Origin of the sequence: Streptomyces sp. NPDC056628 (assembly GCF_042792555.1) — a bacterium.
In the GTDB taxonomy this organism is placed as follows: Bacteria; Actinomycetota; Actinomycetes; order Streptomycetales; family Streptomycetaceae; genus Streptomyces.
Genome location: NZ_JBHTWG010000011.1, coordinates 154,637 through 173,393, shown reverse-complemented (window position 1 = coordinate 173,393; position 18,757 = coordinate 154,637). Strand labels below are relative to the sequence as shown.

Below are 18,757 nucleotides of genomic sequence, written 5' to 3'. Positions count from 1 at the left end.
GCGACGACGGAGTCCGCCCGTCAGGCCGGAGCGATGTTGTGGTTGAAGCGGAACACGTTGTCCGGGTCGTAGCGGCGTTTGAGGGCGGCGAGCCGCCGGGTGTTCTCGGTCCCCAGTCCGGCCTCCACGCGGTCCGTGCCCTCGTCCCCGATGAAATTGAGGTACACGGCGCCCGTGCTGTACGGTCGCGCGCCGGCGCGCACGTCCCGCACCCACTGCACACACCGCTCGTCGTCCGCGGGGTCCTCCCAGATCGCGAAGGGGTGGACGGCCCAGGGCGCGTCCCGGTAGGGCACCGGGTAGTCGTGCGGGCCCGCCGCGATCGCCCCGCCCTGCGGGAACAGCAGAAGGATGGTGCCGCCGGGCGGCAGGGCCTCGCCGGCCGCGCAGAACACGTCCACGTAGGCGTCGGGCACGCCCGTCAGATACTCGGCCGACCAGTAGTTCCGCATCCCCGGCGGATCATCGAGCATGCGCTGGACGTCGGCGTACGGCATCGCGCCGACGATCTCCTGCTCGTGCGGCAGCGCCAGCAGGGGCTGGGCCAGCTTGCGCAGGTCCTCCTCGGACCCGGCGTACGTGAGCAGCGCGCCGCACAGCAGCGAGCCGACCAGGTGCGGGGGCACGAAGTCCTCGGGCGGCCCGGTGAGATACAGCACCGCCCCGCTCGCCTCGTCGGGAGCCGCGGCGATCACCTCGCGGTAGGTGCGGGTCACCTCGCGGCCGAACTCCGGCTGGTACAGCAGCAGGGCGATCGCGAAGTCGGGCAGGGGGTGGAGCCTCAGGGTGAGGGCGGTCGCGACCCCGAAGTTGCCGCCGCCGCCGTGCAGGCCCCAGAACAGCTCCGGGTTCTCGTCGGCGCTCGCGTGGACCCGCTCGCCGCCGTCCGAGGTGACGAGTTCGACGGCGAGGAGGTTGTCGACGGCCAGGCCGAACGAGCGGCCCAGCCAGCCGGTGCCGCCCCCGAGGACGAAGCCGCCGACCCCGGTCGTGGAGGCCCGGCCGCCGGTGGTGGCCAGGCCGTGCGGCCGGCACGCCCGGTCCAGGTCGCTCATGGTGGCGCCACCCGCGATCCGCACCGCCTCGGCCGCGGTATCGACCGAGACCGCGCGCATGTGCCGCAGATCGACGACGAGCCCGTTGTCGTTGACGGCCGAGCCGGCGACGCTGTGCCCGCCGCCGCGCACCGCGATGTTCAGGTCGAGGTCCCTGCCGAACCGCACGGCCCGCACGACGTCGTCCTCGTTGACGCACTGCGCGATGACGGCGGGCCGTTTGTCGATCATGGCGTTGAAGACGGTGCGCGCCTCGTCGTAGCCCGCGTCCCACGGGGCGAACACATCGCCCACCAGTTCCTCGCGCAGCGCGGCGAGGGCCGCGCCCGCCTTCGAATGGGAGGCCATGAGGCGCCCCCTTCCGCGCAGGGGCTGATGGCTCCCACCTTAGGCAGGCTCCGGCCGCCGCTCCTGTTCAGCCGCCGTAGGCCCCCGACGCCGTCAGGCGCAGCGCGGTGTCGATCAGGGGGACGTGGCTGAAGGCCTGCGGGAAGTTGCCGACCTGGCGCTGGCGGACCGGGTCCCACTCCTCGGCGAGCAGACCGAGGTCGTTGCGCAGCGACAGCAGCTTCTCGAACAGCTTGCGGGCCTCGTCGACGCGGCCGATCATCGCCAGGTCGTCCGCCAGCCAGAACGAGCAGGCGAGGAAGGCGCCCTCGTCGCCGGGGAGACCGTCGACGCCCTCGTCCTCGCCCTCCGTGGGGTAGCGCAGGATGAAGCCGTCCGTCGTGGACAGCTCGCGCTGGATCGCCTCGACGGTGCCGATGACCCGCTTGTCGTCCGGCGGCAGGAAGCCCACCTGCGGGATCAGCAGCAGGGCGGCGTCCAGCTCCTTCGAGCCGTACGACTGCGTGAACGTGTTGCGCTCCTTGTCGTAGCCCTTCTCGCACACGTCCCGGTGGATCTCGTCGCGCAGCTCCTTCCATCGCTCCAGCGGGCCGTCCGCGTCGCCGGACTCGATGAGCTTGATCGTCCGGTCCACGGCGACCCAGGCCATGACCTTGGAGTGCACGAAGTGGCGGCGCGGGCCGCGCACCTCCCAGATGCCCTCGTCCGGCTCGTCCCAGTGGTCCTCCAGGTAGCGGATCAGCTTCAGCTGGAGCAGGGAGGCGTAGTCGTTGCGGGCGAGGCCCGTCATGTGGGCCAGGTGCAGCGCCTCGGTGACCTCGCCGTACACGTCGAGCTGGAGCTGGTGGGCGGCGCCGTTGCCGACCCGCACCGGGGTCGAGTTCTCGTAGCCCGGCAGCCAGTCCAGCTCGGCCTCGCCGAGCTCGCGCTCACCGGCGATGCCGTACATGATCTGCAGGTTCTCCGGGTCGCCGGCGACCGCTCGCAGCAGCCACTCGCGCCAGGCGCGGGCCTCCTCGCGGTAGCCGGTGCGCAGCAGCGACGACAGGGTGATCGCCGCGTCGCGCAGCCAGGTGTAGCGGTAGTCCCAGTTGCGCACGCCGCCGATGTCCTCGGGAAGGGAGGTCGTCGGGGCGGCGACGATGCCGCCCGTCGGGGCGTACGTGAGGGCCTTCAGGGTGATCAGGGAGCGGATGACCGCCTCGCGGTAGGGCCCGTGGTACGTACAGTGCTCGACCCAGTCGCGCCAGAAGTCCTCCGTGGCCTCCAGCGACTGCTCCGGCTCGGGGAGGGCCGGGGGCTGCTTGTGCGAGGGCTCCCAGGAGATGGTGAAGGCGATCCGCTCGCCCGGCGCGACCGTGAAGTCCGAGTAGGTCGTCAGCGACTTGCCGTAGGTCTCGGCGTCCGTGTCGAACCACACGGAGTCCGGCCCGGCGACGGCGACCGTACGCCCCTCGTGCTTGTGCACCCACGGCACCACCCGGCCGTACGAGAAGCGCATCCGCAGCGTCGAGCGCATCGGCACCCGGCCGGAGACGCCCTCCACGATGCGGATGAGCTGGGGCGCGCCGTCCCGGGGAGGCATGAAGTCGATCACCCGGACCGTGCCGCGCGGGGTGTCCCACTCGGACTCCAGGATCAGGGAGTCGCCCCGGTACCCCCGGCGGGTCGCCGTCGGCGGCTGGGAGTCGGAGGCGTGCGCCGGCCCGAGCCGCCAGAAGCCGTGCTCCTCGGTGCCCAGCAGGCCGGCGAAGATGGCGTGCGAGTCGAAGCGGGGCAGGCACAGCCAGTCGACTGTGCCGTCCCGGCAGACCAGCGCCGCGGTCTGCATGTCTCCGATGAGTGCGTAGTCTTCGATGCGCCCGGCCACGTGCAACTCCAGTCGAACGGCCACGTCACCCCCTCCTCGGTGCGACAAGGGGGCTCTCGCTAGTGCGGTCAAGGGGTGGTTGTAAAACGTCGTTGAGCGGTGAAGCAAAGCAGTCGCCCCGGCCGTGAGGCAAAACGGTGGTCACTGCTCGACGATCTCTGCTCGACGAACTGACGAGCTCTCGTTGTTCCGGTGCGTGCGGGCGTGGGGTGGTGCCCTTGTGCCGGCCGGGCTCGGCAGCGAATGTCCGAGCAGGATACGACGCACGTAGATGATCTGCGTGCCGCTCCGGGCAACCCGGGTCGGCCGAACGGGTGAGCAGTGGGTGACCGGGCCGTGGGGGCCCGGTGAAGTGTGCGGATCCGTGCCGGAGCGTGCGCGGAGCGTGGCCGGAAGGGATCGGTCCCGGTCGCTGATACCCTGGTAGCCCGTGGACCGGTGGGCGTGAAGACCCCCGAACCGCACTTCAAGATCGCGACCACGGGAGCCCCCTCTTGCCCATGCCGCCCGCTGCTTTCCGAACCAACGCAGCCACGACGACCAAGCACATCTTCGTCACCGGGGGTGTCGCCTCCTCGCTCGGCAAGGGCTTGACGGCCTCCAGCCTCGGCATGCTCCTGAAGGCGCGTGGTCTCCGCGTCGTCATGCAGAAGCTCGACCCGTACCTCAATGTCGACCCTGGCACGATGAACCCCTTCCAGCACGGTGAGGTGTTCGTCACCAACGACGGTGCCGAGACCGACCTGGACATCGGCCACTACGAGCGCTTCCTCGACCGTGACCTGGACGGATCGGCCAACGTCACCACCGGCCAGGTCTACTCCACGGTGATCGCCAAGGAGCGGCGCGGCGAGTACCTCGGCGACACCGTGCAGGTCATCCCGCACATCACCAACGAGATCAAGCATCGCATCCGCCGCATGGCGACGGACGAGGTCGACGTCGTCATCACGGAGGTCGGCGGCACGGTCGGCGACATCGAGTCGCTGCCGTTCCTGGAGACCGTCCGCCAGGTCCGCCACGAGGTCGGCCGCGACAACGTCTTCGTCGTCCACATCTCGCTCCTGCCGTACATCGGCCCCTCCGGGGAGCTGAAGACGAAGCCGACGCAGCACTCGGTTGCGGCCCTGCGCAACATCGGTATCCAGCCAGACGCGATCGTGCTGCGCTGCGACCGTGAGGTCCCCACCGCGATCAAGCGGAAGATCTCGCTGATGTGCGACGTCGACGAGGCGGCCGTGGTGGCCTGCCCCGACGCGCGGTCCATCTACGACATTCCGAAGACCGTGCACGGCGAGGGACTGGACGCCTATGTCGTCCGCAAGCTCGACCTGCCGTTCCGCGACGTGGACTGGACGACCTGGGACGATCTGCTCGACCGCGTCCACAACCCGGACCACGAGATCACCCTCGCGCTGGTCGGCAAGTACATCGACCTGCCCGACGCCTACCTCTCGGTCACCGAGGCGCTGCGCGCGGGCGGCTTCGCCAACAAGGCCCGCGTGAAGATCAAGTGGGTCACCTCGGACGACTGCAAGACGCCGGCCGGCGCCGCCGCCCAGCTCGGTGACGTGGACGGCATCTGCATCCCCGGCGGCTTCGGTGAGCGCGGGGTGAACGGCAAGGTCGGCGCGATCAAGTACGCCCGCGAAAACAAGATCCCGCTGCTGGGCCTGTGCCTGGGGCTGCAGTGCATCGTGATCGAGGCCGCACGCAACCTGGCCGACATCTCCGACGCCAACTCCACCGAGTTCGACCCGGCCACCTCCCACCCGGTCATCTCCACGATGGCCGAGCAGATGGACATCGTCGCCGGTGAGGGCGACATGGGCGGCACGATGCGGCTCGGCATGTACCCGGCCAAGCTGGCCGAGGGCTCCATCGTGCGCGAGGTGTACGACGGCAAGGAGTACGTCGAGGAGCGGCACCGCCACCGGTACGAGGTGAACAACGCCTACCGGGCCGAGCTGGAGAAGAAGGCGGGCATCCTGTTCTCCGGCACCTCGCCCGACGGCAAGCTCGTCGAGTACGTGGAGTACCCGCGCGAGACCCACCCCTACCTGGTGGCCACGCAGGCCCACCCGGAGCTGCGGTCGCGCCCGACGCGCCCGCACCCGCTGTTCGCCGGGCTCGTGAAGGCCGCGGTGGAGCGCAAGATTTCGAAGTAACACGAGAGTTGTACGGTGGCCGGGGCGCGAACCTTCAACGGTGGGCGCCCCGGTTTTCTTTGCGCACGTGGAAGGGCAGGGCATGACGATCAAGGACACCCCCGAGGAGTGGGAGGTCCGGGCGACCGAGACCCCCTTCGTGGGCAACAAGACCTCCGTCCGCACGGACGACGTGGTCATGCCGGACGGCTCGGTGGTGCGACGCGACTACCAGGTCCACCCCGGCTCGGTCGCCGTGCTCGCCCTGGACGACGAGGACCGTGTGCTGCTCATCAAGCAGTACCGCCACCCGGTCCGCCACAAGCTGTGGGAGATCCCCGCCGGCCTGCTCGACGTCCCCGGCGAGAACCCTCTGCACGCCGCCCAGCGCGAGCTGTACGAGGAGGCCCACGTCAAGGCCGAGGACTGGCGAGTCCTGACCGACGTCTACACCAGCCCGGGCGGCTGCGACGAGGCCGTGCGGATCTTCCTCGCCCGGCAGCTGTCCGAGGCCGAGGGCGAGCGGTTCGTGGTGGAGGACGAGGAGGCCGACATGGAGCACGCGCGCGTGCCGGTCGACGACCTCGTCCGCCACGTCCTCGCCGGTGACGTGCACAACAACTGCCTCGTCGTGGGCGTGCTGTCGCTGGTCGCCGCCCGCACCGGCGACGGGCTGGACGCGCTGCGCCCGGCGGAGGCCCCCTGGCCCGCGCGGCCCTTCGCCTCCTGACCGGAGCGCAGCACCCGCAGTGTGAAGATCGGCTGATCCGATCGGGCGATGTCCCCGCCGTGCCCGCCGCACTCCGCCCGGAACGTACCAGAGCGTCAACTAGGCTCTGAGCACGCCCGAACCGGAGTCCCGGCGGGCTTGCGCGTGCGTGGGACGGGAGTGTGGCCCGTGACGGACCAGGTGGTGGACACAGGCGACGTCCGGACGTCGGCCCGGACCCCCGACGGCAGTCATTTCCTGGGCCGCACGCGCGAGTTGAAGGAGCTGCGCGCCGACATCGAGCGCGCGGGCCTGGACACCCTCTCCGGCCGCAAAGCACCCCGCGCGCGCGTCCTGCTCATCGCCGGCCGCCCCGGTTCCGGCCGTACGGCACTCGCCGGGGAACTGGCCCGCCAGGTGGCCGGCCGCTACCCCGACGGTGTGCTCCGCGCCCGGCTCAGCGAGCCCGACGGCACCCCCGTACCCGTCGCGCGCACCGCCCGCGACCTGCTCACCGACCTCGACGTGCCCGCACCGCCCGGCGCCGCCGAGGACGACCTGGCGGCGGCCCTGCGCGAGGCGCTGGCCGATCGCCGGGCCCTGCTGCTGCTCGACGACGCGGCCGACGCCGAGCAGGTCGACGCGCTGCTGCCGGACACCCCGGAGTGCCTGGCCGTCGTCGTCTCCGGCGGCCCGCTGACCGGCATCTCCGACGTCCGGCCCTGCACGCTCGGCGGCCTCGACACCAAGTCGGCCGTGCGACTGCTCACCCGGCTCTCCGGCTCCGTCCGCATCACCGTCGACCCGAGGGCCGCCGAAGGGCTCGTGGAGGTGTGCCAGGGGCAGCCCGCCGCGCTGACGCTGGCCGGCGGCTGGCTCGCGGCCCGCCCCAAGTCCGCCGTCTCCGACCTGGCTAAACAACTGCGGGCCGAGGGCGAGGAGGGCACCCCGCTCGGCCGCCTGCTGAGACTCGTCCACGCCTCGCTGCCCGTGCCCGCCGCCCGGACGCTGCGCCTGCTGACGCTGGCCCCCGCCGGCCTCGTCGACCCGCACGTCGCCTCCGCCCTCGCCGGCTGCTCGGTGGACGGCGCCCACCGCACCCTGGAGGACCTGGCCGCCCTCGGGCTGCTGCACCGCGTCGACTCGCCGCTGCCGCAGTACCGGGTCCCGGGCTGTCTGCACCCGCTCCTGCAGGCCCTCAGCGAGACCCAGGACCGGCCCGCCGAGGTGCAGCTCGCCCGCGCCCGCATGCTGGAGCGGACCGTACGGCTGCTCCAGTCCTGCCGGGCGATCACCGAGACCGACAGCCCCGAGACCCGCCGGAAGCTCCTCGACGTGCCCCGCGCCCTGCGCTTCCCGAACCCCCGGGCGGCCGCCGACTGGCTGCGCCTGCGCCGGCCCGCCCTGCTGGCCTCGGCCCGGGCCGCGGTCGCCGACGGGGAGCTGGACACCCTCGCCAGACGCCTGATGTCGCAGCTGGTCAGGGCGATGGCCGCGCACTTCGGCACCCAGGCCGCCGCCGGCGACCTGTACGAGATCCACGGTCTCGTCCTGGACGTGGCCGAGCGCCGGAACCTGCCCAGGGAGAAGGCGGCGGCCCTGCTGAACCTCGGCGACCTGGACGCCCGCACGGGGCGGACCCGCGAGGCGCTGACGCGGTTCCGGGCCGCGCTGGACGCCGGACGCGAGGCGGACGACCCGTATGCGACCGGCCGCGCGATGGAATCCGTAGGCGGCGCCCACCTGGAGCTCGGGGACTACGACCGGGCCGCCGACTGGTTCGGCCGGGCCCTCGCCCAGCGGCTGGCCCGCGGGGAGCGCGCCGAGACCGCCCGGCTGTACGCCAGGACCGCCGAGGCGCACACCTACGCCGGCCGGTACGGAGAGGCCCGGCGCGACTGGCGGGCCGCGATCGCCGTGCACCGCAAGAACGGCGACGTCGCAGGTCACGCGCGTGCCCTGAGTGAGCTGGCCCGGGTCCAGGAGTACGCCGGGCGGCTCGACGACTCGCTGCGCACCTGCCAGGAGGCGGTGGAACTGGCCCGCCGCGCCGAGGACGTACGGCTCCAGGGCGCGCTGTATCTGCGGCTCGCCGACACCCTGGACCGGCTCGGCGATCCCGCGGCCGCTGAGCTGCACCGGGGCGCCGCGCGGCGGATCCTGGTGGAGGAGACCGATGCGGCCGAGGAGGCCGATGCGGCCGGGTCCGGGCCCGCGGACCAGGCCCTCGAGCCGAAACACGACGCTGACGCCTGCGAAATCCGTAGCACATCGAACGAAGATTGATGCAATGAAAGGCTAGACAGCGGGAACGCCTTCATTAGACTGGCTCTGCCGCACCTTCTCCTGCGGTGTCTCCTGGTATGCCACCGCATGCCCGGGATTGTGTAGCAATGCCCCACACCCCCTGAGTCAAGGACCGTGATCGACGTGAAGGTCGGCATCCCCCGCGAGGTCAAGAACAACGAGTTCCGGGTGGCCATCACCCCCGCCGGCGTGCTCGAGCTGGTGCGCAACGGCCACCAGGTCGTCGTCGAGCAGGGCGCCGGACTCGGCTCGTCGATCCCGGACAGCGAGTACGTGGCCGCGGGCGCCCGGATCCTGCCCACCGCGGACGAGGTGTGGGCCGCCGCCGACCTGGTGCTGAAGGTCAAGGAGCCCGTCGCCGAGGAGTACCACCGCCTCCGCAAGGACCAGACGCTCTTCACCTACCTGCACCTGGCCGCGTCCAAGGAGTGCACGGACGCCCTCATCGAGTCCGGCACCACCGCGATCGCCTACGAGACGGTCGAGCTGCCCAACCGCGCCCTGCCGCTGCTCGCCCCGATGTCCGAGGTCGCGGGTCGCCTCGCCCCGCAGGTCGGCGCCTACCACCTGATGCGCGCCAACGGCGGCCGCGGTGTGCTGCCCGGTGGTGTCCCCGGTGTGCTCGCCGGCCGTGCCGTGGTCATCGGCGGAGGTGTCTCCGGCTGGAACGCCGCGCAGATCGCCATCGGCCTGGGCTTCCACGTGACCCTGCTCGACAAGGACATCAACAAGCTGCGCGAGGCGGACAAGATCTTCGGCACGAAGATCCAGACCGTCGTCTCCAACGCCTTCGAGCTGGAGAAGGCCTGCCTGGAGGCGGACCTCGTCGTCGGCGCCGTCCTCATCCCCGGCGCCAAGGCCCCGAAGCTGGTCACCAACGAGCTGGTCTCCCGCATGAAGCCGGGAAGTGTCCTTGTCGACATCGCGATCGACCAGGGCGGCTGCTTCGAGGACTCCCGTCCGACGACGCACACCGAGCCGACCTTCCTGGTCCACAACTCGGTCTTCTACTGCGTCGCCAACATGCCCGGCGCGGTGCCCAACACCTCCACCTACGCGCTGACCAACGCCACGCTGCCGTACATCGTCGAGCTGGCCAACAAGGGCTGGGTCGAGGCGCTGCGCCGTGACCCCGCGCTGGCCAAGGGCCTCAACACGCATGACGGCAAGGTCGTTTACCGCGAGGTCGCCGAGGCGCACGGCCTGGAGCACGTCGAGCTCGAGTCGCTCCTCGGCTGAGCCGGACCGGCAAGTCACTTTCTGGTAAAGGCGATACGTCAACACAGGTCGTCAACCCCGCGCACCCAGCCGGACCTTGCTCGAAAAGGTCCGGCTGGATGTGTGTATGGTCACTTTGCGACGCTCGGTCAACTCGCCTCGAACGCAACCCTTCGCCCGATTCGCACACCGGTGAAACCTGCTGTGCGACGGTCGTACGCCCTTGACAGCGGGATGTTTCATTGTCGACACATCTGCCCGGTCCGGTGGATTGTGTTGCTGCGAACCGCCGACACGCCATAGAGTCGCCAACCGTCGGCATGGTGCCACGCTGACCTGTCTAGAAGTTTCCTGGTCACCAAGGAGGTAAGACGACTTGTGAATGAGTCGACATTTTCTCCCGGGGGTGGTCAACCAGGAATGCCTGTACGGGGCCAGGGTCCCGCGGGATTCGAGGCTGTCGGCTCCGTCGCTGTCCGAACCTTCGCAGCCCACCAGAGCCAGACCAGCCCCCACACGGCTCTGACAGCAAACAAGAGCATGGATGGCCATCACGTGAACGCCATGGCCGGCGACGGAAGTGGCGCGCCCCGCAACCACTTCGCCGACTACGACGAACTGCCCGAAGGGCACTTCTACGACCCCGACGCGGAGTACGAGCCCGACCCCGAGTACGCGGCCACCCTCGCGCCCGACGCTGCCCGGCAGCGCCGCGAGCGCGTCGGCCCGACCGGACGCCCGCTGCCGTACTTCCCGATCCCGGGTCCGCTGACCGACCACGGTCCCGCGAAGATCATCGCGATGTGCAACCAGAAGGGCGGCGTCGGCAAGACGACGTCGACCATCAACCTGGGTGCCGCCCTCGCCGAGTACGGTCGCCGCGTGCTGCTGGTGGACTTCGACCCGCAGGGCGCGCTGTCGGTCGGACTCGGTGTGAACCCGATGGAGCTCGACCTCACGGTCTACAACCTGCTCATGGAGCGGGGCATGTCGGCCGACGAGGTGCTGCTGAAGACGGCGGTCCCCAACATGGACCTGCTGCCCAGCAACATCGACCTGTCCGCCGCCGAGGTCCAGCTCGTCAGCGAGGTCGCCCGGGAGTCCACGCTCCAGCGGGCCCTGAAGCCGCTGATGGACGACTACGACTTCATCGTCATCGACTGCCAGCCCTCGCTCGGCCTGCTCACGGTCAACGCCCTGACGGCCGCGCACAAGGTGATCGTGCCGCTGGAGTGCGAGTTCTTCGCCCTGCGCGGCGTGGCGCTGCTGACCGAGACCATCGAGAAGGTCCAGGAGCGGCTGAACCCGGAGCTGGAGCTCGACGGGATCCTCGCCACGATGTACGACTCGCGCACGGTCCACAGCCGTGAGGTCCTGGCGCGCGTGGTCGAGGCGTTCGACGACCACGTCTACCACACGGTCATCGGGCGGACGGTCCGCTTCCCGGAGACCACGGTCGCCGGTGAGCCGATCACCACGTACGCCTCCAACTCCGTCGGTGCCGCCGCCTACCGCCAGCTCGCCAGGGAGGTGCTCGCCCGGTGTCACGCCGAGTGAGTCTGCCGGGGGCCGACGAACTGTTCCGCACGACAGGGGGTACGGCGCTCCAGCCGTCCACTCCCCGGCGCCCGGCCAACGGCGAGGCCCGGGTGCCGGCCCCCGCGGGGGAGAGTGACGCCGCGGCCGCCGAGGACGGGCCGCAGTCGGTGCCCGCGCAGGGCGGCGACGGCGAGGGCGCCGAGCACGTGGCCGCCGACACCGAGCAGGCCGAGGCGGGGGAGTCCCGCAGCCGGTCCGCCGCCGCGGAGCGCTCCGGACGGCGTCAGGGCGCGCAGGAAGGTTCTGCCGGGGGCGCCGCAGCGCCGCGCAAGCGGGGACGTGCCGCCGCACGCAGGCCCAGCGGACGCGAACGGCACGACGAGAAGATCACCGTCTACGTCTCCGCCGAGGAACTCATGGATCTGGAGCACGCGCGTCTGGTGCTCCGCGGCGAGCACGGGCTCGCCGTCGACCGCGGGCGGATCGTCCGCGAGGCGGTGGCCGTGGTCCTGGCCGACCTGGAGAGCCGGGGCGACGCCAGCATTCTCGTACGACGGCTCCGCGGGCGGTAGCGGTAGCCTGCGGGGGCCATGACCTCGAACGACCTCCCCGCCCCGCGCGCCGGCGCCCCCGCCGGCCGCCGGCGTGCGCTGGGCAGGGGACCGGGCGCGGCGCCGGCGGTCCCGCCGGTTCCGGCACCGGAGCGGTCGCCCGCGGAACCGGAACCCGACCCCGGCGCTCCCGAGGCTCCGGCGCCCGCGCCGCAGGAGCGGCCGGCCGGCCGCGCGCCCGAGCCGTCGCTCGCCGTGCGGACGGCAGTGCCCGCCGTCGCCGAGCCGGAACCGCGGGCCGTCCCGACGGCGGTGGCCGTGGAGACCCCGGCGCCGCGGGACGGCGCCGACGCGGAGACCGACGGTGTCTTCAAGGTCCGGCTCGCCAACTTCGAGGGCCCCTTCGACCTGCTCCTCCAGCTGATCTCCAAGCACAAGCTGGACGTCACCGAGGTCGCCCTGTCCAAGGTGACCGACGAGTTCATGGCGCACATCCGGGCCATGGGACCGGACTGGGACCTGGACGAGACGACGGAGTTCCTGGTGGTCGCCGCCACGCTGCTGGACCTCAAGGCGGCCCGGCTGCTCCCCGCCGCCGAGGTGGAGGACGAGGCCGACCTGGCGCTCCTGGAGGCGCGGGACCTGCTGTTCGCGCGGCTGCTGCAGTACCGGGCGTACAAGCGGATCGCCGACATCCTCAGCGGGCGGCTCGACGACGAGGCGCGCCGCTACCCCCGTACCGTCGGCCTGGAACCGCACCAAGCCGAGCTGCTGCCCGAGGTGGTCATCAGCATCGGGGCGGAAGGATTCGCCAGGCTCGCGGTCAAGGCGATGCAGCCCAAGCCGAAGCCGCAGGTGTACGTCGAGCACATCCACGCGCCGCTGGTCAGCGTGCAGGAACAGGCCGGGATCGTCGTCGCGCGGCTCAAGGAGCTGGGCGAGGCGAGCTTCCGGGACCTCGTGGCGGACACAAACGACACCCTCACGGTCGTGGCGCGCTTCCTGGCGCTGCTCGAGCTGTACCGCGAGAAGGCCGTGGCCCTCGACCAGGAGACGGCGCTCGGCGACCTCGTGGTGCGCTGGACCGGCGGGGCCGGGGACGCGCAGCCGAGGGTGACCGACGAGTTCGACCGGCCGCCGGAGCCGCCCGAGCAGGAGGAGAAGAAGGTGTGAGCGAGATCACCGGGCTGCCCGCCGGGTCGGGCGCCGTCGCGGACCTCGACCTCAAGCCCGCCCTGGAGGCGATGCTCATGGTCGTGGACGAGCCCGCGGCCGAGGAGCACCTCGCGAAGCTGCTGGAGCGGCCGCGGCGGCAGGTCGCGGACGCGCTGCGGGAGCTCGCCGACGAGTACGCCGTGCAGGGCCGCGGCTTCGAGCTGCGGTTCGTCGCGGGCGGCTGGCGCTTCTACACCCGGCCCGAGTACGCGGCGGCCGTCGAGCGCCTGGTGCTGGACGGGCAGACGGCCCGCCTCACCCAGGCCGCCCTGGAGACCCTCGCGGTCGTCGCGTACCGCCAGCCGGTCAGCCGCAGCCGCGTCTCGGCCGTGCGCGGGGTGAACTGCGACGGCGTGATGCGCACCCTGCTGCAGCGCGGGTTGGTCGAGGAGGCGGGCGCGGAACCCGAAACAGGTGCGATCCTGTACAGGACGACGAACTACTTCCTGGAGCGGATGGGCCTGCGCGGCCTGGACGAGCTCCCCGAACTCGCGCCCTTCCTCCCCGAGGCGGAGGCGATCGAGGCCGAGACACTGGAAGCGGTCCCGTCGTTCGATCCGGACGCCCCGGATTCCGAGGACGCAGACGACAAGACGGAACTTTGATGCGAAGCAGCAGCGGCAGGAACAGCAGCGGAAACAACGGCGGGAGCCGTGGTGGCAACAGCGGCGGCCGCGGCGGGAGCGGCGGTGGCCGCGGTCATCACCGCGGTGCCGGCAACGACCGCGACGACCGGCAGGGCGGTCGTCCGAAGAAGCCGCGCCCGGAGGAGCGACGCTACGACGTGGGTCCCGGCGCCACCCAGGAGGGCCCCAAGTCGGGTCGCGGCCCCACGGCCCGCGGAGGTGCCAAGGGCGGGCCGAAGAAGCCCCTGCAGCGGGGCCGCTCGGTCCCGGCCACGTCCCGCGAGTACGAGGCGCGTGCCGAGGAGCGCAACCGCGAGCGGTACGCGGGCAAGAAGGACGTCAAGCCGCCCAAGACGTTCCCGGGCGCCGAGCAGGAGGGCGAGCGGCTGCAGAAGGTGCTCGCGCGCGCCGGCTACGGCTCGCGGCGCGCCTGCGAGGAGCTGATCGACGAGTCGCGCGTCGAGGTCAACGGCGAGATCGTCGTCGAGCAGGGCCTGCGGGTCGACCCCGAGAAGGACGAGATCAAGGTCGACGGGCTGACCGTCGCCACGCAGTCGTACCAGTTCTTCTCGCTCAACAAGCCCGCCGGCGTCGTCTCCACGATGGAGGACCCCGAGGGCCGGCAGTGCCTCGGCGACTACGTCACCAACCGGGAGACCCGGCTGTTCCACGTCGGGCGGCTCGACACCGAGACCGAGGGCGTCATCCTGCTCACCAACCACGGCGAGCTGGCCCACCGCCTCACCCACCCCAAGTACGGCGTGCGCAAGACCTACCTCGCGCACATCGTCGGCCCGATCCCGCGCGACCTGGGCAAGCGGCTCAAGGACGGCATCCAGCTGGAGGACGGCTACGCGCGCGCCGACCACTTCCGGGTCGTCGAGCAGACCGGCAAGAACTACCTGGTCGAGGTCACCCTGCACGAGGGCCGCAAGCACATCGTGCGCCGCATGCTGGCCGAGGCCGGGTTCCCGGTCGACAAGCTGGTGCGGGTCGCCTTCGGCCCGATCACCCTCGGCGACCAGAAGTCCGGCTGGCTGCGCCGGCTGTCGAACACCGAGGTCGGCATGCTGATGAACGAAGTCGATCTGTAGACGCGCGTGTGTGCGTGGCGACGGCCGGTCCGGGACTCCCCGGGCCGGCCGTCGCGTTTCCCGCCCCCCGTGGGCCTGTGGGGGGCCGGGAAGGGGCGAGAGGCCTCAGGGGCGGGCTCCGGCTCCGGAGGGCCGCAGAAGGCCGCCAGGGGGCCCTGCGGGGCCTTTGCCGCCGATGCGCGGGCCGCGGGTGTTGTGGAAGCGTGCGCCGAGCCTTTAGGGTCAGAGTGACTAATAGTCGTGCTGACCATTAAGGGGGTGGCCCGGTATGCCCGGACCCGTCGTGCCCGACGGCTACGACAAGCACGCCCACGAGCCCTTCGCCGTCACCGCCGACCTCGCCGTCCTCACCCTGCGCGACGGAGCCCTGCACGTCCTGCTCGTCGAGCGCGGACAGGAGCCGTACCGGGGCCACTGGGCCCTGCCTGGCGGCTTCGTGCAGCCCGACGAGTCCGCCGAGACGGCCGCCCGGCGCGAACTCGCCGAGGAGACCGGCCTGTCGGACGTCAGCGGCCTCCACCTCGAGCAGCTGCGCACCTACAGCGAGCCGGACCGCGACCCCCGCATGCGGGTCGTGACCGTCGCCTTCACCGCCCTGCTGCCCGACCCGCCCGAACCGCACGGCGGCAGCGACGCGGCACAGGCCCGCTGGGTGCCGTACGACGAGGCCCGGCCGCTCGCCTTCGACCACGACCGGATCCTGGCCGACGCCCACGAGCGGATCGGCGCCCAGCTGGAGTACTCCGGTCTCGCCACCGCCTTCTGCCCGCCCGAGTTCACGCTCGGCGAGCTCCAGAAGGTCTACGAGGTGGTGTGGGGCACCGCCCTGGACCGGCCCAACTTCCGGCGCAAGGTGCTCGCCACCCCCGGCTTCGTCGAACCCGTCCCCGGCGCGGCCCGGCTCACCGGCGGCCGCGGCAAACCCGCCGCGCTGTACCGCGCGGGCACCGCGACCACCCTCCACCCGCCCCTGCTCAGGCCCACCCCGGAAGGACGCCCCGCATGACCGCCACCACCGTCCGCAAGCGCGCCGCCACCGGCTCCCTGCTCGGCCTCGCCCTCGGTGACGCGCTCGGCTTCCCCACGGAGTTCAACGACGTGCCGTCGATCCTCGCCAAGTGCGGGCCGTGGCGGCAGATGGCCCTGCCGGCGCCGGCGATCGTCACCGACGACACCCAGATGACCCTGGCGCTGGGGAAGGGGCTGCGGACGGCGATGGACCGGGGTCTGCTCGGGCCCAAGCGGCTGGAGCGGCCCCTACGTGAGGAATTCGTGGACTGGTACCGGTCACCGGAGAACAACCGGGCGCCGGGCAGGACCTGCCTGGTCGCCTGCAATCTGCTGAAGGACGACAGCAGGCCCTGGCAGGACGCCTCACAGATCGGCTCCAAGGGCTGCGGCGCCAACATGCGTGTCGCCCCCCTCGGCCTCGTCCCGGGACTCGGCGACGAACAGCGCGCCGGCGCCGCACAGCTGCAGTCCGGGCTCACCCACGGGCACCCCACGGCGCTCGCCGCCTCCGACCTGACCGCGCACGCCGTACACCTCCTCGCGCACGGCGCCGACCCGGCCGGACTGGTCGGGCTGCTGCGGTCGTACGCCTACGACAACCGCACGCGCTACCACGAGCGCTGGCTCGGCGACCTGTGGACCCGCTCCCAGGACCCCACCCCCGAGCACTTCATCGCGCGCGGCTGGGACGACTGCCTGGCCGTGCTGGACCGGCTCCAGGAGGCCGTCCGGTCCGTGTCGCCGGAGACCGACCCCTGCCTGGCCACCGGCGAGGGCTGGATCGCCGAGGAGGCGCTGGCCACCGGTCTGCTGTGCTTCCTCTGGTTCGTCGACGAGCCGCTGACCGCCCTGCGCCGGGCCGCCTGCACGGCCGGGGACTCCGACTCGATCGCCTGCCTGGCCGGGGCGTTCGCCGGAGCCCACCTCGGCGCGGACGCCTGGCCCGCCGACTGGGCCGGACGGATCGAGTACCGGGGCGACCTGATGGCCCTCGGAGCGCTCTGGGACGCTTGACCGATGCTCGACGCCCTCGACCTCGCCCCCGTCGTCGCGGAACAGCCCGACCCCGTGCTGTTCGCGACCGTCTCCGGCGCCCACCTGTACGGCTTCCCGTCACGTGACTCGGACGTCGACCTGCGCGGGGTGCACCTGCTGCCGGCCGCCGACCTCGTCGGGCTGCGGGAGCCGGACGAGACACGCTCACGGATGTGGGTGCGCGACGGCGTGGAGATGGACCTGGTCACCCACGACCTGCGCAAGTTCGTACGGCTGATGCTGCGCCGCAACGGCTATGTGCTGGAGCAGCTGCTCTCGCCGCTGGTCGTGCACACCACCGACGCCCACCGCGAGCTGGCCGAGCTCGCGCCGGGCGTGCTGACCGCGCACCACGCCCACCACTACCGGGGGTTCGCCACCACGCAGTGGCGGCTGTTCGAGCGGACCGGGGAGCTCAAACCGCTGCTGTACACCTTCCGTGTGCTGCTCACCGGCATCCACCTGATGCGCAGCGGCGAGGTCGAGCCCCACCTGCCCACCCTGCTCCAGGCGGTCGACGCGCCCGCCTACCTGCCCGAGCTGATCGCCGCGAAGGCCGAACGCGAGCACGGGGAGGCGGGCGTCGACCACGCGCGCGTGGCGGCCGACGTGGAGCGTCTGCACGCCGTGCTCGACGAGGCGCAGGCCGCCTCAGCGCTGCCCGACGCCCCGAGCGGCCACGACGCCCTGCACGCCTTCGTCGTCCGCGTACGGCTCGAGGGCTGAGGCGCGCCGGACCCGGACCAGGAAGTCCTCCACCCGGCGCCGGTCGGGCTCGGCCGGCAGCGGACTGCGGTGCAGCGCCTCCTCCGCCTGTGCGGCGAGGCGGGTCATCCGGGACTCCACCTCCGGCCAGGGGACCTCGCCGCGCTTGACCTCCAGCAGGGACGCGCGCGCGTCGCCCACGTCGACCGTCATGCGGCCGGTGCGCAGCAGATCGCGGGCGCTCGCCAGGAGGCGCAGCATGTGCATGGCGTGCTTCCAGCGCGGGGTGCCGTGCGCGCGCAGGGCCGCCTCCAGCTTTCCGCGCTGGCCGAGCGCGTACCGCGTGAACGTCTCGTACGCCTGCCGGGACAGGAACGCCTCACGCAGGGCGAGGAGCTCGTGCCCGGTGGTGTCGGCGTACTCGACGAGCGGGGAGTGCAGGCACTCCAGGATGTTCGGGTTGGCGCGCAGGGCCAGCTCGCAGAAGCGTTCCAGCTCCCAGCCGAACTGCTCGGGCAGCGGTCCCTCGACATGCGTGGGCGGCTTGTCGAAGCGCCAGAACAGGGCGGTGGGGGCGAGGAACACGCCCCGGCGGTCGGTGTCGCTGCCGTCCGTCGCCAGACCGAAGGCGCGCGACCCCATGACACAGGAGTAGATCGTGTGGTCGCGGACCAGGGTCTCGGGGCGCATGCCCGGCAGCGTACGGGGCCGGTCACACAAGGCGGATCGATTTTCCCTCCACCACGATGTCCTTCGGCGGCAGCGGCTGGGTGGCCGGCGGGTGCGCCACCGCACCGTCCGTGATCTTGAATTTGCTGCCGTGGCACGGGCAGTCGATCGTGCCGTCGGCGACGGTGGTGACCAGGCACTGCTGATGCGTGCAGACGGCGGAGAACGCCTTGAACTCGCCGGCCTCCGGCTGGGTCACCACCACCTTCTCGTCGGCGAAGATCTTGCCGCCGCCCACCGGGATGTCGTCGGTCGTGGTGAGCTCCTGGCCGGGCGTAGCGCCCGACCGGCCGGGGGAGGTGCTCGACGACGAGTCGCCGCCGGAGTCGCCGCAGCTGACGGTGAGCGCCGCGGCGCCCGCCGTGCCCGTCGCGATGAGGAGGTCGCGTCGCGTCGGACGGTTGGTCATGTCGTCACTCCGGGGGTGCGCGGAAGGGGCGAAGAGGTCGGGGGCGACCCGCTCCGGACAGGAGCAGCAGCATCTTCGCATCCAAAGAGCCCAAGAAGTGGTAATTCGGGAACCACACCGCAAATCGAGCATTCGGCCCGTCCCGGGCGGTGTCTCAGCGTACGGGCGCGGTGCGTGGGCGGCGTGCGG

16 protein-coding genes are annotated in these 18,757 nt (G+C 71.8%); 12 read left to right on the top strand and 4 right to left on the bottom strand.

Going from position 1 to position 18,757, the window contains the following annotated elements; all coding sequences use genetic code 11:
* Positions 1 to 20: 20 nt before the first annotated feature.
* Together ACFRAC_RS17025 and ACFRAC_RS17020 are read right to left on the bottom strand one after the other, a co-directional pair.
* Positions 21 to 1,403 carry an FAD-binding protein gene (locus ACFRAC_RS17025; protein ID WP_382924677.1) on the bottom strand — a complete coding sequence of 461 codons (1,383 nt, stop codon included), beginning with the start codon at positions 1,401 to 1,403 and terminating at the stop codon, positions 21 to 23.
* Positions 1,404 to 1,470: 67 nt separating this feature from the next.
* Positions 1,471 to 3,273 (bottom strand): glycoside hydrolase family 15 protein, encoded by a 1,803-nt coding sequence (locus ACFRAC_RS17020; RefSeq protein WP_382924692.1) that lies wholly within the window; start codon positions 3,271 to 3,273, stop codon positions 1,471 to 1,473.
* Between the two features lie 500 nt (positions 3,274 to 3,773).
* Between ACFRAC_RS17020 and ACFRAC_RS17015 the strand changes: the two genes are divergently transcribed.
* From ACFRAC_RS17015 to ACFRAC_RS16960, 12 genes are all read left to right on the top strand, one after another.
* The gene (locus ACFRAC_RS17015; protein WP_382924676.1) at positions 3,774 to 5,441 is read left to right on the top strand and encodes a CTP synthase; all 1,668 of its coding nucleotides are present in this window, start codon (positions 3,774 to 3,776) and stop codon (positions 5,439 to 5,441) included.
* Positions 5,442 to 5,523: 82 nt separating this feature from the next.
* Positions 5,524 to 6,150: an NUDIX domain-containing protein gene (locus tag ACFRAC_RS17010; protein ID WP_382924675.1), complete on the top strand. Its 627-nt coding sequence runs from the start codon at positions 5,524 to 5,526 to the stop codon at positions 6,148 to 6,150.
* A 168-nt stretch (positions 6,151 to 6,318) separates the two neighbouring features.
* A complete protein-coding gene (locus tag ACFRAC_RS17005) occupies positions 6,319 to 8,415 on the top strand; it encodes a tetratricopeptide repeat protein (RefSeq protein WP_382924674.1) in 2,097 nt (698 codons plus the stop codon).
* Between the two features lie 135 nt (positions 8,416 to 8,550).
* Positions 8,551 to 9,675 (top strand): alanine dehydrogenase, encoded by a 1,125-nt coding sequence (ald, locus tag ACFRAC_RS17000; protein ID WP_382924673.1) that lies wholly within the window; start codon positions 8,551 to 8,553, stop codon positions 9,673 to 9,675.
* A gap of 399 nt (positions 9,676 to 10,074) precedes the next feature.
* A complete protein-coding gene (locus ACFRAC_RS16995) occupies positions 10,075 to 11,211 on the top strand; it encodes a ParA family protein (protein WP_382924672.1) in 1,137 nt (378 codons plus the stop codon).
* Complete coding sequence (locus ACFRAC_RS16990) at positions 11,196 to 11,765, top strand: hypothetical protein (protein ID WP_382924671.1); 570 nt, start codon at positions 11,196 to 11,198, stop codon at positions 11,763 to 11,765. Before ACFRAC_RS16995 ends, ACFRAC_RS16990 begins: the two co-directional genes overlap by 16 nt.
* A gap of 18 nt (positions 11,766 to 11,783) precedes the next feature.
* On the top strand, positions 11,784 to 12,917 hold the full coding sequence (locus ACFRAC_RS16985; RefSeq protein WP_382924670.1) for a segregation and condensation protein A: 1,134 nt from the start codon (positions 11,784 to 11,786) through the stop codon (positions 12,915 to 12,917).
* Positions 12,914 to 13,564 carry an SMC-Scp complex subunit ScpB gene (gene scpB, locus ACFRAC_RS16980; RefSeq protein WP_382924669.1) on the top strand — a complete coding sequence of 217 codons (651 nt, stop codon included), beginning with the start codon at positions 12,914 to 12,916 and terminating at the stop codon, positions 13,562 to 13,564. Before ACFRAC_RS16985 ends, scpB begins: the two co-directional genes overlap by 4 nt.
* Complete coding sequence (locus tag ACFRAC_RS16975; protein WP_382924668.1) at positions 13,564 to 14,679, top strand: pseudouridine synthase; 1,116 nt, start codon at positions 13,564 to 13,566, stop codon at positions 14,677 to 14,679. Before scpB ends, ACFRAC_RS16975 begins: the two co-directional genes overlap by 1 nt.
* 268 nt (positions 14,680 to 14,947) lie before the next feature.
* Positions 14,948 to 15,685 carry an NUDIX domain-containing protein gene (locus ACFRAC_RS16970; protein WP_382924667.1) on the top strand — a complete coding sequence of 246 codons (738 nt, stop codon included), beginning with the start codon at positions 14,948 to 14,950 and terminating at the stop codon, positions 15,683 to 15,685.
* A complete protein-coding gene (locus ACFRAC_RS16965) occupies positions 15,682 to 16,704 on the top strand; it encodes an ADP-ribosylglycohydrolase family protein (RefSeq protein ID WP_382924666.1) in 1,023 nt (340 codons plus the stop codon). Before ACFRAC_RS16970 ends, ACFRAC_RS16965 begins: the two co-directional genes overlap by 4 nt.
* Positions 16,705 to 16,707: 3 nt before the next feature.
* Positions 16,708 to 17,451, top strand: a complete 744-nt coding sequence (locus ACFRAC_RS16960; protein ID WP_382924665.1) for a DNA polymerase beta superfamily protein — start codon at positions 16,708 to 16,710, stop codon at positions 17,449 to 17,451.
* On the opposite strand, the gene ACFRAC_RS16955 is transcribed toward ACFRAC_RS16960, so the two are convergent.
* A complete protein-coding gene (locus tag ACFRAC_RS16955; RefSeq protein WP_382924664.1) occupies positions 17,377 to 18,120 on the bottom strand; it encodes a DNA polymerase beta superfamily protein in 744 nt (247 codons plus the stop codon). The two genes, ACFRAC_RS16960 and ACFRAC_RS16955, sit on opposite strands and share 75 nt — an antisense overlap.
* 22 nt (positions 18,121 to 18,142) lie before the next feature.
* A complete protein-coding gene (locus tag ACFRAC_RS16950; protein WP_382924663.1) occupies positions 18,143 to 18,568 on the bottom strand; it encodes a Rieske (2Fe-2S) protein in 426 nt (141 codons plus the stop codon).
* Between the last annotated feature and the right edge of the window lie 189 nt (positions 18,569 to 18,757).

Coding starts and splice junctions, on each gene's coding strand:
- ACFRAC_RS16965 (WP_382924666.1), top strand. CDS start 15,682: ATGACCGCCACCACCGTCCGCAAGCGCGCCGCCACCGGCTCCCTGCTC.
- ACFRAC_RS16960 (WP_382924665.1), top strand. CDS start 16,708: ATGCTCGACGCCCTCGACCTCGCCCCCGTCGTCGCGGAACAGCCCGAC.
- ACFRAC_RS16985 (WP_382924670.1), top strand. CDS start 11,784: ATGACCTCGAACGACCTCCCCGCCCCGCGCGCCGGCGCCCCCGCCGGC.
- ACFRAC_RS17015 (WP_382924676.1), top strand. CDS start 3,774: ATGCCGCCCGCTGCTTTCCGAACCAACGCAGCCACGACGACCAAGCAC.
- ACFRAC_RS16955 (WP_382924664.1), bottom strand. CDS start 18,120: ATGCGCCCCGAGACCCTGGTCCGCGACCACACGATCTACTCCTGTGTC.
- ACFRAC_RS17010 (WP_382924675.1), top strand. CDS start 5,524: ATGACGATCAAGGACACCCCCGAGGAGTGGGAGGTCCGGGCGACCGAG.
- ACFRAC_RS17025 (WP_382924677.1), bottom strand. CDS start 1,403: ATGGCCTCCCATTCGAAGGCGGGCGCGGCCCTCGCCGCGCTGCGCGAG.
- ACFRAC_RS16975 (WP_382924668.1), top strand. CDS start 13,564: ATGCGAAGCAGCAGCGGCAGGAACAGCAGCGGAAACAACGGCGGGAGC.
- ACFRAC_RS16950 (WP_382924663.1), bottom strand. CDS start 18,568: ATGACCAACCGTCCGACGCGACGCGACCTCCTCATCGCGACGGGCACG.
- ACFRAC_RS16970 (WP_382924667.1), top strand. CDS start 14,948: ATGCCCGGACCCGTCGTGCCCGACGGCTACGACAAGCACGCCCACGAG.
- ACFRAC_RS16995 (WP_382924672.1), top strand. CDS start 10,075: ATGCCTGTACGGGGCCAGGGTCCCGCGGGATTCGAGGCTGTCGGCTCC.